This window comes from Paraburkholderia sp. GAS448 (assembly GCF_050435685.1).
Classification (GTDB): domain Bacteria; phylum Pseudomonadota; class Gammaproteobacteria; order Burkholderiales; family Burkholderiaceae; genus Paraburkholderia.
In genome coordinates this window covers 15,207-30,232 of record NZ_JBNDKT010000029.1, presented here as the reverse complement: position 1 = coordinate 30,232, position 15,026 = coordinate 15,207, and the positions used below count along the sequence as shown (strand labels likewise).

10 protein-coding genes and 1 pseudogene are annotated in these 15,026 nt (G+C 62.8%); 4 read left to right on the top strand and 7 right to left on the bottom strand.

The genetic code is table 11. The features are described 5' to 3' along the window. Positions 1 to 56 precede the first annotated feature (56 nt). The 3 genes from P3T23_RS35215 (at position 57) to P3T23_RS35205 (ending at position 4,144) form a co-directional block, all read left to right on the top strand. Entirely contained in the window at positions 57 to 2,171 is a 2,115-nt protein-coding gene (locus P3T23_RS35215) for a phosphocholine-specific phospholipase C (protein WP_429320674.1), read from the top strand. A gap of 192 nt (positions 2,172 to 2,363) precedes the next feature. Further along, positions 2,364 to 3,062, top strand: coding sequence for a lysozyme inhibitor LprI family protein (locus tag P3T23_RS35210; RefSeq protein WP_429320673.1), 699 nt, complete (start codon positions 2,364 to 2,366; stop codon positions 3,060 to 3,062). 176 nt (positions 3,063 to 3,238) lie between these two features. Continuing rightward, on the top strand, positions 3,239 to 4,144 hold the full coding sequence (locus P3T23_RS35205; protein WP_429320672.1) for a cation diffusion facilitator family transporter: 906 nt from the start codon (positions 3,239 to 3,241) through the stop codon (positions 4,142 to 4,144). Between the two features lie 18 nt (positions 4,145 to 4,162). Here P3T23_RS35205 and P3T23_RS35200 read toward each other — a convergent pair whose 3' ends face one another. The 5 genes from P3T23_RS35200 to P3T23_RS35180 form a co-directional block, all read right to left on the bottom strand. Next, positions 4,163 to 5,632 carry a heavy metal sensor histidine kinase gene (locus P3T23_RS35200; protein ID WP_429320671.1) on the bottom strand — a complete coding sequence of 490 codons (1,470 nt, stop codon included), beginning with the start codon at positions 5,630 to 5,632 and terminating at the stop codon, positions 4,163 to 4,165. Then, positions 5,629 to 6,315, bottom strand: a complete 687-nt coding sequence (locus P3T23_RS35195; RefSeq protein WP_133664829.1) for a heavy metal response regulator transcription factor — start codon at positions 6,313 to 6,315, stop codon at positions 5,629 to 5,631. Before P3T23_RS35195 ends, P3T23_RS35200 begins: the two co-directional genes overlap by 4 nt. A gap of 86 nt (positions 6,316 to 6,401) precedes the next feature. Beyond that, positions 6,402 to 7,937 (bottom strand): efflux transporter outer membrane subunit, encoded by a 1,536-nt coding sequence (locus P3T23_RS35190; protein WP_429320670.1) that lies wholly within the window; start codon positions 7,935 to 7,937, stop codon positions 6,402 to 6,404. Next, on the bottom strand, positions 7,934 to 9,157 hold the full coding sequence (locus tag P3T23_RS35185; RefSeq protein ID WP_429320669.1) for an efflux RND transporter periplasmic adaptor subunit: 1,224 nt from the start codon (positions 9,155 to 9,157) through the stop codon (positions 7,934 to 7,936). The genes P3T23_RS35190 and P3T23_RS35185 overlap by 4 nt, the downstream gene beginning before the upstream one ends. A 21-nt stretch (positions 9,158 to 9,178) precedes the next feature. Beyond that, a complete protein-coding gene (locus P3T23_RS35180; protein ID WP_429320668.1) occupies positions 9,179 to 12,421 on the bottom strand; it encodes an efflux RND transporter permease subunit in 3,243 nt (1,080 codons plus the stop codon). A 625-nt stretch (positions 12,422 to 13,046) separates the two neighbouring features. On the opposite strand from P3T23_RS35180, the pseudogene P3T23_RS35175 reads away from it, so the two are divergent. Further along, positions 13,047 to 13,928, top strand: a pseudogene (locus P3T23_RS35175) (LysR family transcriptional regulator); the annotation flags it as partial. A 163-nt stretch (positions 13,929 to 14,091) separates the two neighbouring features. On the opposite strand, the gene P3T23_RS35170 reads toward P3T23_RS35175, so the two are convergent. Then, complete coding sequence (locus tag P3T23_RS35170) at positions 14,092 to 14,517, bottom strand: RidA family protein (protein WP_429320667.1); 426 nt, start codon at positions 14,515 to 14,517, stop codon at positions 14,092 to 14,094. Positions 14,518 to 14,630: 113 nt separating this feature from the next. Further along, positions 14,631 to 14,879: a hypothetical protein gene (locus P3T23_RS35165; RefSeq protein ID WP_429320666.1), complete on the bottom strand. Its 249-nt coding sequence runs from the start codon at positions 14,877 to 14,879 to the stop codon at positions 14,631 to 14,633. Between the last annotated feature and the right edge of the window lie 147 nt (positions 14,880 to 15,026).

Here is a 15,026-nt window from a genome sequence, read left to right as displayed (position 1 = left end):
CCGTGCCTGCGGGCACCGGTCGCGCCTGTTTCTTTTCCTGACGACTGACACTCCCCATGACCTCGAATAAAAACCGCCGTGACTTTCTACGTACTGCCGCCCACGTGGCAGGGTCCGCCACCGCCTTGAGCATGCTGCCGGCCGGAATCCGCAGCGCGCTGGCGATCCCTGCGAACAACTCGACCGGCAGCATCCGCGATGTCGAACACATCGTGATCCTGATGCAGGAAAACCGTTCCTTCGACCATTATTTCGGCACGCTCAAAGGCGTGCGTGGGTTCGGCGACACGCGCACGATCTCGCTGCCCAATGGCAAGCCCGTCTGGTATCAGCCGCAGGCTGTTGAACCAGGCTATGTGCTGCCGTTTCGCCCCGGTGCGCCCAACCTCGGCTTGCAGTTCCTGCAGGATCTCGCCCACGACTGGACCAGCACGCACTTCGCCTGGAACGGCGGCCGCTACGACCAGTGGGTGCCCGCCAAAGGCGCAACCACGATGGCCTACCTGACGCGCGACGACATCCCGTTCCACTACCAGCTTGCCGACGCGTTCACCATCTGCGACGCCTACCACTGCTCGATCATGGGTCCGACCGACCCGAACCGCTACTACATGTGGACGGGCTGGGTGGGCAACGACGGCAACGGCGGCGGCCCGGTGATCGACAACGCCGAGCTGGGTTACGGCTGGTCGACGTATCCGGAAGTCCTGCAGAACGCAGGCATCTCGTGGAAGATCTATCAGGATGCCGGCACCGGCCTCGACGCCAACGGCTCGTGGGGCTGGACGCAAAACGCCTACATCGGCAACTACGGCGACAACTCGCTGCTCTATTTCAACCAGTACCGCAACGCGCGGCCGGGCAATCCGCTCTACGACAATGCGCGCACGGGTACGAACGTCGCGAACGGTGGCACGTTCTTCGACATCCTGAAGCGCGACGTGCAGAACAACGCGTTGCCACAGGTTTCGTGGATCGTGGCGCCCGAAGCCTATTCGGAACATCCGAACTGGCCGTCGAACTACGGCGCATGGTATGTCGATCAGGTCCTGCAGATCCTGACGTCGAATCCCGCCGTATGGAGCAAGACGGTGCTCCTCATCAACTTCGACGAGAACGACGGCTTCTTCGATCACATGGCGCCGCCGTTTGCGCCGGCAACGAGCGCCAACGGCCTTTCGACGGTCAGCATCAGCAACGAGATCTACCCGGGCGATGCGAAGAATCCGGCTGGCCCGTACGGCTTCGGACCGCGCGTGCCGATGCTGGTGGTGTCGCCATGGTCGAAGGGCGGCTGGGTGTGCTCTGAGCTCTTCGATCACACGTCGGTTATCCGCTTCATCGAGAAGCGTTTCGGCGACCATCACGATCTGGGCGAATCGAACATCACGCCGTGGCGCCGCGCCATATCCGGCGACCTGACGTCCGCGTTCAATTTCACCAACCCTAACGATTCGCTTCCTTCGCTGCCCAGCACCAACGCCTACGTGCCGCCGGACCAGCAACGCCATCCCGACTACGTGCCACTGCCGCCGTCCGTGCAGGCGGTGCCGAAACAGGAAGCCGGTGTGCGGCCGGCGCGCGCGCTGCCCTACGAGCTGTTCGTGCGCTTACGCGCCGAAGGCTCGCAAGGCAAGGTGTCGATACGCTTCCTCAACACCGGACGTGCTGGTGCGGTGTTTCTCGTCTATACGGGCAACAGCGCGGACGCGCCGCGCAGCTACACGGTCGAAGCGGGCAAGCGCCTCGAAGACCAGTTGCCGCTCGCCATCGACGGCAGCTATGACTTTACGGTGCACGGCCCGAACGGTTTCCTGCGGCGCTTCGCGGGCAAGCCCGCCGCGACCGGCTGGTGGGGCGGAGCCGACAAGGCGCGTCCGGAAGTGGCTGAAGGCTATGACCTGGCGAACGGCAATCTCCAGCTTCGCCTGGAAAATCCCGGCTCCGCGCGCTGCCAGTTCACCATCGTCAACGCCTACGATCCGGGCGCGACCATCACGCACGTCGTGCGCGGCGGTGACACCGACCCGCTCTACCTCGATCTGCGCAATGCCTATGGCTGGTACGACCTCACCGTGACGGTCGACTCCGACGCGAGTTTCGAGCGCAGACTCGCCGGGCACGTCGAAACAGGCCGCAGCAGCATGAGCGATCCTGCACTCGGCCGGTAGAACGCGGGGGCGCAGCGATAGAGGTCGCTGCTTCATTGAGTGGCGCCTCGCGCACGGCAGCGCCAGGCGCGGCAGCACGTTCATAGACCGTCACCAGACCTTCGCTGGTCTGGCGGACGGTCGCACCGTTACCGGCTGCCTCGTCGCCGGATATTACCAGCAGGAAATATCTCGTAAGCAGATGCCGAAGTCATGCTTTTTTCGGCGCCTCCCCAAAACCTGGTCAGCCGATCATTCATTGCACGACAGAACCCATGTTCTACCGAGACCGCAATGAAGATCTCCCGCTATATCCTGCTCGCCGGCTTGCTGCTGGCGGACACGTCGGCGCACGCGACCAGCTTCGACTGCAACAAGGGCCACTCCGTTGCTGAAAGGCTGATCTGCCATAACGCCGACCTGTCGAAACTCGACGATCAGCTCGGCAAACTCTACTGGAAGGCAAGACGTGCCACGTCCAACCGCCGGTCATTCATTAACGACAGCGACAGCAAATGGGCATGGCGCGAAGCCAACTGCACCGACGAGGTATGTTTGACGGTCTGGTATTCCGGCCGCATCGAGGAATTGCAGCGATTGCTCGCCGATACCCAGCCTGGCACCACGCCCCCGCCGCAGCCACATAGTCCCCGCGCCGGCACCACGCCCCCGCCGCAGCCACAAAGTCCCCGCGCCGGCACCACGCGCGCACTCGCTGCGGGTGTGCCTTTGACAGAAAAGAACCTCGTGCGTCAATGCACGGCAACCGATCTCGGCATGACCTGGCACGACCAATGTGCCACGGTTCTGAAGCAGAACACCGGCTGGCGACGCCAGGCCCCCGATGACGGCTGGTTTTGCAGCATGGCGATGGTGGAACCCTCGCCCGCCGCGCCTGATGCTTCGCAATGATCCCTCAAGGCAAACCTGCTGGCCACTGGAAGGAGAAGAATCGGGCGCGTGCCGCGAACAAGTCACAAGCCCTCCCGCGGTATCAACCGCCGCCCTGAAGACCCGAATCCCTGGCCTCGATATACTGCATCCGTTGTCCCCCTTAGCGTATCTTTCTGCCACGGGCGGCCCGGACCATGCAGGCAACAGAACTCGAACAGCGCATACTCAAACGATCGCTGCTTTGCACCCTGATGATTGCGGGCCTCGGGATTGCAGTGGGTATTCTCAGCGGTTCACTGTCGATCATCTTCGACGGGATGTTCTCCGCACTCGATGCAGCCATGTGCAGCCTGTCCCTGCTCGTGACCCGCCTGCTCGGCCAGCAGGCCAGCAAACGTTTCCAGCACGGCTTCTGGCATATCGAACCCCTGGTGCTCGCCTTCAATGGCAGCCTGCTGTCGGTGCTGTGCTTTTACGCGTTCCTCAATGCGGTCAAAGGCATGCTCGATGGCGGTCATGAACTGGAGTTCGGCTGGGCCATCTGCTATGCCGTGCTGGTCAGTATCTTCTGCTTCTTCATGTTCTTCAGACAGCGCAGGGTGAATCGCACCATCGAATCGGAATTGATCGGTCTCGATACCAAAAGCTGGCTGATGTCGGCCTGCGTCAGTTCGGCGCTGTTGCTCGCTTTTTCGATTGCGTGGATCCTCGAAGGCACGCGGTACGGTCATTTAACGCCGTATGTCGACCCGGGCGTGCTCGCTCTCCTGACGCTGGTTCTGATCCCGATGCCAATCGGTACGGTGATCGGCGCGGTCAAGGAAGTGCTGCTGATTACCCCGGAAAATCTGGACCGCACCGTGAGCGAGCTGATGCAGGGACTGACGGCAGACTATGGCTTTCTGTCGTACTCACACTACGCGACACGCGTGGGCAGAGGCCTCTTCGTCGAGGTTCATATCGTCCTGCCCGAAGCGATGGAACACGTCGGTATCCGTCAACTCGATCTGATCCGGGACAAGATCTCACACGCGATCGGTGAGCCGGGTCCCGACCGCTGGCTGACTGTCGCGTTCACACGCGACCCGCGCTGGTTGTAACCGTTCGCCGCGCCAGCTTCAGCCAGCACCTTCGCTGCGCGCGTTGCGATTCGCCGATGCGAGGTCCACCGACACGCGTCCATCGACGCCAGGCTTTGCGCTCGCCCGCATACCCGGCGTGTCAGGCCGCGAAAGCGCGACCGAAAAGCCGAACGTGTTCACACCGGCCGCGCTGCTCGCGAATACCGTGCCGCCGTGCATCTCTGCGACCGCCTTGACGATTGCAAGGCCCAGCCCATGATTCTCCCGACTGTTGGTGCGCGATACTTCCGCCCTGAAGAAGCGGTCGAACAGATGGTCCCGCACAGGCTGATCGATCGGATCGCCCGGATTGGCCACCGCAATGCGCACGTGGTCCGCTTCACGGGCAATGTTCACGGTAATCGTCGCGCCGCGTGCGCAATGCTGGATCGCGTTCATCACCAGATTCGTGCACGCCCGTCCGAACAGCGAGCGGTTCACGAGGCTGGCTGCGTCGCCGTGCGAGACGGCGCGCACCCGTGCTTCCTCGAGCGGAATGTCGAGAAACTCCAGCGTGCGCGCCACCTCGGCCGCGAGCGACACCTCGACGAGTTCCGTGGCCCGTTCGCCCTGATCGGCGCGCGCGAGGAACAGCATGTCGTTGATGATCGTGCGCATGCGTTCGAACTCTTCAAGATTCGATTGCAGCGTGTGGCGCAGATCTTCGACCGAACGGTTGCGCGTCAACGCCACCTCGGTCTGCCCGATCAGGATCGTCACGGGGGTACGCAGTTCATGGGCGACATCGGCGTTGAACGATTCGAGGCGGCCATAGGCGGCGTCCAGACGCTCCAGCGCGCCATTGAACGAATTGGCGAGATCGTTCAGTTCATGCGGCAACGATGTCGTGTTCAGGCGTTGCGAGCGGTTGTTCGGGCTGACCTCCGACGCGTCTTTCGTCAGCCGCCTGAGCGGCGCGAGACCGATTCTCGTCACCGAGTAGCTGAGCAGCAGCACGACGAGGCTGCCCACCGCCGACAGCGCGGCGAGCGCCAGGCCGAAGGCGCGCATCGTGCGCACATTGGGACTGTAGCTGGTGGCAACCTGCAGTTCCACGGGCGGGCGTACGCCATTCGCGGGTAGCTTCAGCGTGCTGGTCAGCATGTCGTGCCCGTCGCCCGCGGCGCGTACCCGCGCATAGTTGTCCGGCCAGTTGGTGATGACCTGCCCGTCGACGGGATGGCCATAGCGAAACGACGGGTCGTCGCTCGACACCGAGTAGGTCGTCGTGCCGTCGCGCGGCGTCATGTCGGTGAGCTTCTCGCGCGCCATCTTCCATTTTTCAGGGGTGGTCGAGTGAGACACGATGATCTTCGCGATCTCCATGCGGCCGTCGAGCGACTCGCGCAGATGATGTTCGAGCTGCGAGCGCAACACGAAAAACAACCCGCTGCCCACCAGCGTAAAGACCGACAACGCGACCAGCGCGAACATCAACGCGAGGCGGCGTGCAATTGAGGGATTCATGGCAGTTCTGCTTCTTCGCGGACTTCGAGCACGTAGCCCATGCCGCGTACGGTGTGCAGCAGTTTGACCTGAAACGGTCCGTCGAGCTTTGCGCGCAAACGTTTGATGGCGGTCTCGACCACGTTCGTATGGCTGTCGAAATTCACGTCCCACACGAGCTCGGTAATCGCGGCCTTCGACAGGATGTCGCCCTGGCGTCGCGCCAGTACGCTGAGCAACTGGAATTCCTTGGCGGTGAGATCGAGACGTACGCCATCGCGCGTCGCGCGGCGGCCGATCAGATCGACGAACAGGTCGCCAACCGAGATCAGCGTCGATTCCTGCGAACGCGTACGCCGCGCCAGTGCATGCAGGCGCTCAACCAGTTCGAGGAAGGAAAACGGTTTGGTCAGATAGTCGTCGGCGCCCTCGCGCAGACCGCGGACACGGTCGTTCACGTGGTCGCGCGCGGTGAGCATGATGACGGGCGTCGACTTGCGCATGCGCAACGCCTTGAGCACGCTGAAACCGTCCCGTTTGGGCAGCATCACATCCAGCACGATGACGTCGTAGTCGAACTCGGTTGCGAGGTACATGCCTTCTTCGCCGTCGAGCGCGACGTCGACCACCCACCCCTGCTCGGTCAGGCCGGAGCGCAGGTAGTCCACCACCTTGTGTTCGTCTTCAACGATCAGCAATTTCATTCGCGTCTCCCCGTCCCCTTACATTGGCATTATACGAAACGCTCACTACTCCTCTTGCCACCTGCTCCTGGCCGGATCGCGTCAAATCACTGCGGCGGGTTCATTGGCCGCTGCTTTTCAGCGAGTTTCCCGGCGGGTTTGTCCATCAGCCTGTCCGTGACTTTGTCCGCAGCGGGCGCGCTCACGTCCCAACCGCCGCCGAGCGCCTTCACCAGCGACACCGACAGCGTCAGCTGCTGGCCGCGAATCTGCACGTCCTGGCGCTCGCTCGTCAGCAGCGACTCCTGCGCGGTAATCACGTTGAGGTAAGCAACGAGGCCCCCCGAATAGCGATCGTTGGCAAGCTCCAGCAGGCGCTGGGCGTCGGCCACCGCATCTTTCGACTGCTTCGCCGCGCCGTCCAGCACGGATAGCCCGGTGACGCCATCCTGCACCTGCTGGAACGCATTCAGCACGGTCTGACGGTAATTCGCTTCGGCGGCCTTGTACCCTTCATTCGCGAAGTCCACATTTGCCGCACGCTTGCCGCCATCGAAGATGACCTGTCCGACGGCCGCGCCTAGCGTCCACATCAGGTTCGGCGCGCTGAAGAGACTCGCCAGCTGCGTGCTTTCCCAGCCGATGCCCGGCGTCAGCGTCAGGCTTGGGAAAAAGGCCGCCTTCGCGACGCCGATCTGCGCGTTTGCCGCAGCCATCGCGCGTTCTGCCGAGGCGATATCCGGGCGACGCTGCAGGACATCGCTCGGCACGCCAAGCGGAATGGACGGAACGCCTGTGTCCGTCAATTTCGGCTCGATCGCAAATTGCGGGGCCGGCACGCCCACCAGTGCGGCAATGGCATGCTCGAACTGCGCGCGCTGGTTGAGCAGCAACTGCGCCTGCACACGCGTCGCGTCGAGTTGCGATTTCTGCTGCAGCACATCGAGTCCCGACACCGCGCCGAGATCGTGCTCGGAAGTCACGTAATCGAGCGCTTTCTGCTGCAAGGTCACGGACCGGTTCAGCACGTCGATCTCGGCGTCGAGTTCGCGCATCGAGAAATAGTCGGTGGCGAGATCGGTGGTCAACACAAGACGCGCGTTGGCCAGATCGTCGGCCGACTGTTCCTCCGACGCCCTGGCTCCCTCCACCTCGCGACGGATCCGGCCAAACAGATCGGTGTCGTAGTCGATGGTCGGGCCGATCTGAACATTGTTCTGTACAGTCGACTGGGTCGGCACGCCGTAGTTGGTGAGCGGCCGGTTCTGCGAGATCCTGAAGCGCTCCGCCGAGCCTCCCAGATCGACCTCCGGCAACTGCTGCCCGCGGGTATTGGCAAGGGTCGCCCGTGCCTGGGCATAGTGTGCGCTCGCCGCGACGAGCGTCTGATTCTGCGCAAGCGCCTGGCTTTCGAGCGAAGCCAGCAACGGGTCGTTGAAGACTTGCCACCAGTCGGGCGCAAGCGGTGCATGCGACGGCTCGGCCAGACGCCAGTACGAATCGGTATGCCACGTCGGCGGCGCGTCGGCCTGCGGCTGTTGATAATCCGGGCCCACCGTACAGGCCGACAGCAGCACGGCGCCCAGCGCCGCAGCGATGGCCGCCGGCGCTGACTCTGCCGTGCATCGACGCAGCCGCTTCACGATGCCCCCTTGCCGGCCTTCGCCGGCTGCGCGACCTGCACGTGATCGCCATCCGCGATCGAATCGCTCGGGTTGATGATGACCTTGTCGCCAGGCTCGATGCCGCTTTCGATTTCAAGCGATTGCCCAAGGTCCTGAGCGATCACGATCTTGCGCAGATGCACCGTGCCCTGTGCATCGACAACCGCGAGCCGCGGCCCCTCCGCGCGAAACAGCAGCGTATTGCCGGGCACCATCATCTGCGCGTGAGCGACGGCCGGCACCGCGACCTGCACATACGCGCCGGGCCGCAGCTTGCCGTCGGGGTTCGGCAGCGTCACTTCGATCTGCAGCGAACGGGTCGGTACGTCGATCGCACCGGAGATATGCGTGATCGTGCCGTGGAATTGCTGACCGGGCAATTCGGCCTGCGTGACGACGACTTCCATGCCATCCGTCACGTTTTGCGCATACGCCTGCGGCAATTGCACATACACCCGCAACGGGTCCGACTGCGCAAGCGCAAAGAGCGCGCGGCTCGTCCCGCTGCCCGCATCGATCAGATCGCCGACATCGACGTTGCGCTGCGTCACCACACCTGTAAACGGCGCGAGGATGCGCTTGAACGACTCGAGTTGCCGCAGGCGCTGCACGTTCGCATCGGCGGCTGCGAGATTCGCGAGATCCTGCGAGTACGTGCTCTGCCGTTCATCGAGTTCCTGCTGCGAAACCGCATCGCGCTGACGCAACTGCTGCCAGCGTTCCAGCGAACTCTTTGCAAGCCCCAGACTCGAGTTGATCTGCTCGCGTTGCGCGACGGCCTGGGCGAGTTCCTGATCGATTTCAGGCGTATCCAGATCGGCAAGCAACTGGCCCTGCTTCACGCGTGCGCCGATGTCGACGTACCAGTGCAGCAGATAACCCGTCGCGCGCGCATAGATCGGCGACTCGACATTGCCGCGCAACGTGCCGGGCAGCAGCGTGTTGCCGCCCCCCTCGGTCTGCGTGGGCGACACCACTTCGACATACTGCTTCGCGTTCTGCAAGGTCGTCTCCGCTACCGAGCGGCTTTGCATCATGTCCGCGATCACGGTGCGCAACGCGCCCAGTGCGAGCAGCGCCAGCACGATCCAGACGGCGATCTTCGCGCGCTTCCATTCGCGATGGCGTGGCGGCAATGCATGGCCACCCTCGGTGTCTCTCGCGGGTATCGCCAGCGATGCATGAGTTTTTTCGGTCATCTCAGTCAACCATCAAATAGCTTATGCGGGTTTGCCGTCGCCGGCGGGGTTGCCGCCAGACGGGCCATGGGGATCATCGTGCCGGTTTTGTCCGCCTGCCCCGCCATGACCATCGTCACCGCCGCCACGGCGGCGAGCCAGCCGGCTGTGGATACCAGCGAATACGAGCGGTACAAAAAACAGCGTCGAAATCGTCGCGAACAGCAGGCCGCCGATCACCGCGCGGCCAAGCGGCGCGTTCTGCTCGGCGCCTTCGCCGAGACCCAGCGCCATCGGAATCATGCCGATGATCATGGCGAACGCGGTCATCAGCACCGGGCGGATGCGGCTCGCGCCTGCTTCGAGCGCCGCGGTCAACGGCGGCGCGCCGGCCGCGAGACGCTGACGCGCGAACGCCACCATCAGAATGCTGTTCGCGGTTGCGACGCCCATCGTCATGATCGCGCCGGTGAGCGCCGGCACGCTCAGGTGCGTGCCGGTGAGGAACAGCATCCAGACGATGCCCGCCAACGCCGCGGGCAGCGCGCTGATGATGATGAGCGGATCGACCCACGACTGGAAGTTCACGACGATGAGCAGATACACCAGCACGATCGCCATCGCCACGCCGACGCCGAGGCCGAAGAACGAGGTCCGCATCGTCTGCACCTGGCCGCGCACGACGATCTGGCTGCCACGCGGCAACGACAGGCGGGTCTGCTCCACCAGCTTGTTGACCTGTGCCGCGACGCTGCCCAGATCGGTCCGCTCGACGCCCACATACAGATCGATCACCGGCCGGATGTTGTAATGCGTGACGACCGCGAACTGGCTTTGCGGTGCGACCCGCACCAGATTGCCCAGCAGTTGCGTCGGCCCGTTGATCGAACCTGACACCGGTGTGCGCAACAGTTCGTCGATCGACGACACCTGGTATTGCGGCGTCTGCACGGCGACGCTGTACTCGACGCCATTGCGGTTGTTGAACCAGAAACCAGGCGACGTCTGCGAGCTGCCCGACAGTGAAATCAGCACGTTCTGCGCCACATTGCTCGCGCTCAGATTCAGCTGCTGCAGGCGGGTGCGATCCATATCCAGATTGATGACGGGCTCATCGAGCTTCTGCTGGATGTGTGTGTCGACCGTGCCCGGAATCATCCGCACCTGTTTCATCAGCTTGCGCGCCACGTCGAAATTGCCTTGCTGGTCCTGGCCGGTGATCTGCACATCCACGGCGGCAGGCAAACCGAAATTCAGGATCTGGGTCACGATGTCCGCAGGCTGGAAGAAAAATTCCACGCCCGGGAAGCGCTGCGGCAACAGTGCGCGCAGCTTGTCGATATAGCGTTGCGAAGGCTTGTGGTCTTCGTTCAGCGCTATCTGGATTTCGCCGTCAAGTGTGCCGATCGTGCCCGCGTTGCTATAGGACAGGTTGATCCCGCTATATGGCAAGCCCAGGTTGTCGAGTATCGTGCCCAGTTCCTTCGCGGGCACGACCGTGCGGATCACCTTCTCCACCTCATCGGCGAGACGCGCCGTTTCCTCAATGCGGGTGCCGGTCGGCGCACGCATATGCAGGCGGATATCGCCGGCATCGACACTCGGAAAGAAGTCCTCCCCGAGCACGAACGTGAGTCCCATCGACAACACGCAGAAGCCGAGAAAGACACCCGCAAAGAGCCGCCGGCGCACCAGAAGACTGCTCAGAATCACGATATACGTGGCCCGCATCCGTTCGAAGCCGGCGTCGAAGCGGTGATAGAGCCGCATGAACAGATTGGGTCTCGCGTTCGCCTTCGGCTTGTGCGCATGGCCCATCAGCAGCATCGCGAGCGTCGGCACCAGCGTGCGCGACAACACGTACGACGCGAGCATCGCGAACACCACCGCCTCGGCGAGCGGCACGAACAGATAGCGCGCCACGCCGGTCAGAAAGAACATCGGGACGAACACGATACAGATGCACAGCGTGGACACGAGGGCAGGCACCGCGATCTCGCCGGCGCCTTCGAGAATCGCCTGATGCAGATCCGTGCCCATATGCAGGTGGCGCTCGATGTTTTCGATCGTCACCGTCGCGTCGTCGACCAGAATCCCCACCGCCAGCGCGAGGCCGCCCAGGGTCATGATGTTGATGGTCTGTCCCAGCGCATGCAGCGCAATCAGCGACGTCAGGATCGACAGCGGAATCGATATCGCGATGATGCAGGTGCTGCGCCAGTTGCCGAGGAACAGCAGAATCATCGCCGCCGTCAGCGCAGCGGCGATCACCGCTTCGCGCACCACGCCCTGCACCGCCGCCTTCACGAAGATCGACTGGTCGAAGAGCGTCGTGATCTTCAGGTCGGGCGGAAGCGCCGCACCAGCCTGAGGCAACAACGCGTGCAACGTGTTGACGATCGACAGCGTGGACGCGCTGCCGTTCTTGAGCACTGAAATCAGCACGCCGCGATGGCCGTCCTGGCGCACGACGTTGGTCTGCGGCGAGAAGCCGTCCCGCACGTGCGCGACTTCCCGCAGGTAAGTCGTCGCTCCATTCACGGTGCGCACCGGAATGTCGTTCAGCCCCGCCACGGTGAGCGGCGAGCCGTTCATGTTGATCGTGTATTCCTTCGGCCCGATCTTCGCCGTGCCAGTGGGCAGAATCAGGTTTTGCGCGTTGAACGCGCTGACAACGTCGGACGGCGTCAGGCCCTTCGCGAGCAGCGCGCGGGTGTCGAGGTCGACCGAGATCAGGCGCGATTTGCCGCCGTACGGATAAGGAACCTGCGCGCCGGGAATCGTCACCAGTTGCGGGCGCAGGAAGTTGAGCGCGGTATCGTTGAGCGCCTGCTCGGAGAGCTTCGGGCTCGACAGGCCGAGCTGGATCACCGGAATGCTGGAGGCCGAATAGCTGATCACGAGCGGCGGCGTCGCGCCGGGCGGCATCTGCTTCAGTTGCGCCTGCTCGACCGCGACCGTCTGCGCGATCGCCGTCTGGATGTTCGCGTTCGGCTGCAGAAACAGCTTGATGATCGCGATGCCGGCAAGCGACTGCGATTCGATGTGCTCGATGTCGTTGACGGTCGTGGTCAGGCTACGCTCGTTGACCGACGTGATACGGTTGGCCATGTCCTCGGCGGACAGCCCTGTGTAATTCCAGATGATGCTGACGACCGGAATGTTGATTTCCGGCAACACGTCGACTGGCGTCGTCAGCAGGACAAACGGCGTGGCCAGCAGGATCAGGATGGCCATCACGATGAACGTGTATGGCCGCTTTAGCGCAACGTTGACAATCCACATTGAAACGTGCCCGAAAAGGATGCAGACGACGATGCTGGATCGTCGTGACCAAAGTTGCGCGCCGTGCTTCCTGCGAACCCGGCGCAGAGATTGCACCGACGAACCTCCCCTGGGCGCAACGCGCCACGCGGGTAGAAACAGCCCCGGCGGCGCCCGTCGTCACGGACCTCCGCTGGCATGGCAATAACGGGGCGGATCGATGTACGTTCCCATCTCTCCTTCACCCGGCGTCAATGCTAGCGGGTCAGCACCAACGGGTAGATGACGCGAAAATGGCGAAACTGCCATAAATGATAACGCCCGACGACAACCTCGATGACAACGCCGTCCCGCTTCGCGCCCGCGCACCACTGAGCCGTGCGCCGCCGGACCGGCGCTGTGAACCCCACCTGACAAATCTGTCATCTTCCGGTCAGGATGAGGTCAGGAGCGCGGGCCTAGACTGCAGTCGTCCGTCGCGAAGGTCAGGCTGGTAGTTCGGGCAAATCTGTCTGGGTAACAAGAGGCAGTTCCGTGCAAGCACCAGAGCCCTCCGCCGTGGCTCGCCAGCCAGCCCAGCGACGGACCAGGGGTCGGCCACCGGTCGCCCTTGCCCGTTTCACGGCAATGCCCTCCGGAGCCGTCCATGGATCATCTCCTCTCGATGCGCGTATTCATCAAGGTTGCGGAGTTGCGCGGATTCGCCCGCGCCGCGAATGCGGTGGGGATTTCCAGCACCGTCGCGACTCGCTACGTTGCGGACCTCGAAAGCCGCCTCGGCACGCGACTGCTCAACCGCACAACCCGCAGCGTGTCTGTGACCGAGTCGGGTCAGGCCTATCTCGAACGGGTTCGCCACGTGCTCGGTGAGCTCGAGGATATCGAGCGGATGGTGGTCGCCCGCAATCACGAACCCGTTGGCAGACTACGCATTGTCGCGCCGGTTGTGTTCGGGCTGCACAAGCTCGCCCCGGTGCTGCATACCTACGCGCAGCGCTACCCGAAAGTCATCCCCGATGTCACCCTCGTCGATCATCAGGCCGATCTCGTCGACGAAGGCTTCGATGTCGGCATCGTGATTGCGCGGCAGATGCGCAGCGCCACCGTCGTCACCCGGCGTCTCACCACCTCTTCCATGTTTGTGTGTGCAACGTCCGCGTATCTTGCGGAACACGGCACGCCGACGCACCCCGAGCATCTGCTGGAGCACCCGTGCCTGAGCCTCGCGTCAGGGTACTGGGGCGACGAAGGCGCGTTCAGGGGACTGGAGGGCGAGGTTCGGGTGCGTCCGACAAACCTGATCATCGCGAACAACACCGAGATGCTGCGTCAGTTCGCGTTGCTCGATATGGGTATCGCGATCCTGCCTGGCTATCTGATCGACGACGATCTGACGAGCGGGCGCCTCGTGCCTCTGCTCGGACACTATCGTTTGCCGCAGGTCGAGATCAACGTCGCCTATCCGAGCCGCCGTCATTTGCCGGTCAAGGTACGCACGTTCGTCGATCACATGGTTCAACACTTCGCGACGCCACAACGCGTCACGCCAGCCGGGTCGCACGAAAGGCTCGACGAACTTGCCGGTTCCGCGGCCTGATGCCGTAACTAACAGCACCCATGCGAGGAACAATTTATACGGTGGCGGAGTTCGAAGGGACGTCCTTCGATAGCACACTAAAGCCGCGCAAAACTCAACCCGTCGCGGATTCAGGATGCCGAAACCTTATACGGGGGATTTCGGCAATCGCGGCGATTTCGATCATCAGGTCAGGGTGGTACAGGCGTTCGATCTGAACCGTCGTGGTAACCGGATAGGGCGCGACGAAGAACGCCTTTCGGATATCCGCGGCGGCCATGAACTGCCCGATATCGGTCGCATAGTGCACGGCAGAGATCACGTCTGCCATCTGGCCGCCCATGGCCGCCAAAACGTGACGGATGTTCTCCAGAACCTGATGCACCTGCGCGCGCATATCGTTGCTGCCAACCACATGGCCGTGCCGGTCGAGCGACACCTGACCTTTCAGGTGAACGATCTGGCCATCGCCCTGGATCATGGCCATCGAGAACGCCCCGAAGGGCGGCCAGAGGCCTGGTGGATTGGTTGCAATCGCCATGTGTGAACCCCGTTGACGGATTTGTTGTGCGGATTATGCACCGTCGTCATTCACGGAATAGCGAGGCTGAGAGACACGTTGCGTAGCCGATTTTCAGGAATCTTGCTGGATACCTAGTCGCGCGCGATCAGATTGCCTACGCGCCCTTGCCCAGTCACGAGGCAGCTCGACAGGAAATTTTCGCCCTGCACACTGGATGCAGTTTCTCCGAACCCTTTCCCCAACGCGTCCAGTTTGACCAGTTCCGCGCCCTTCTGGCACGTAATCGATCCGCTTTCTCCGGCTTGCGCGTGAACCATCGCCCGATCCGCAATCAGATACGCAAGGAGCGCAAATACGGCAATATTAAATAAGCGTCTCATGGTTTCGTCTCCTCTTGCGAGCAAGACTATCGCGAACCACTTGATGCACGATGCCAGGGCTTTCCCGAGCATTTCGCGCTCCGGCTGCGCGAGCGAAATCGACGTACATAGTGCGATCAGGCCTGATCTGCTGGCGTTTCGCGCATC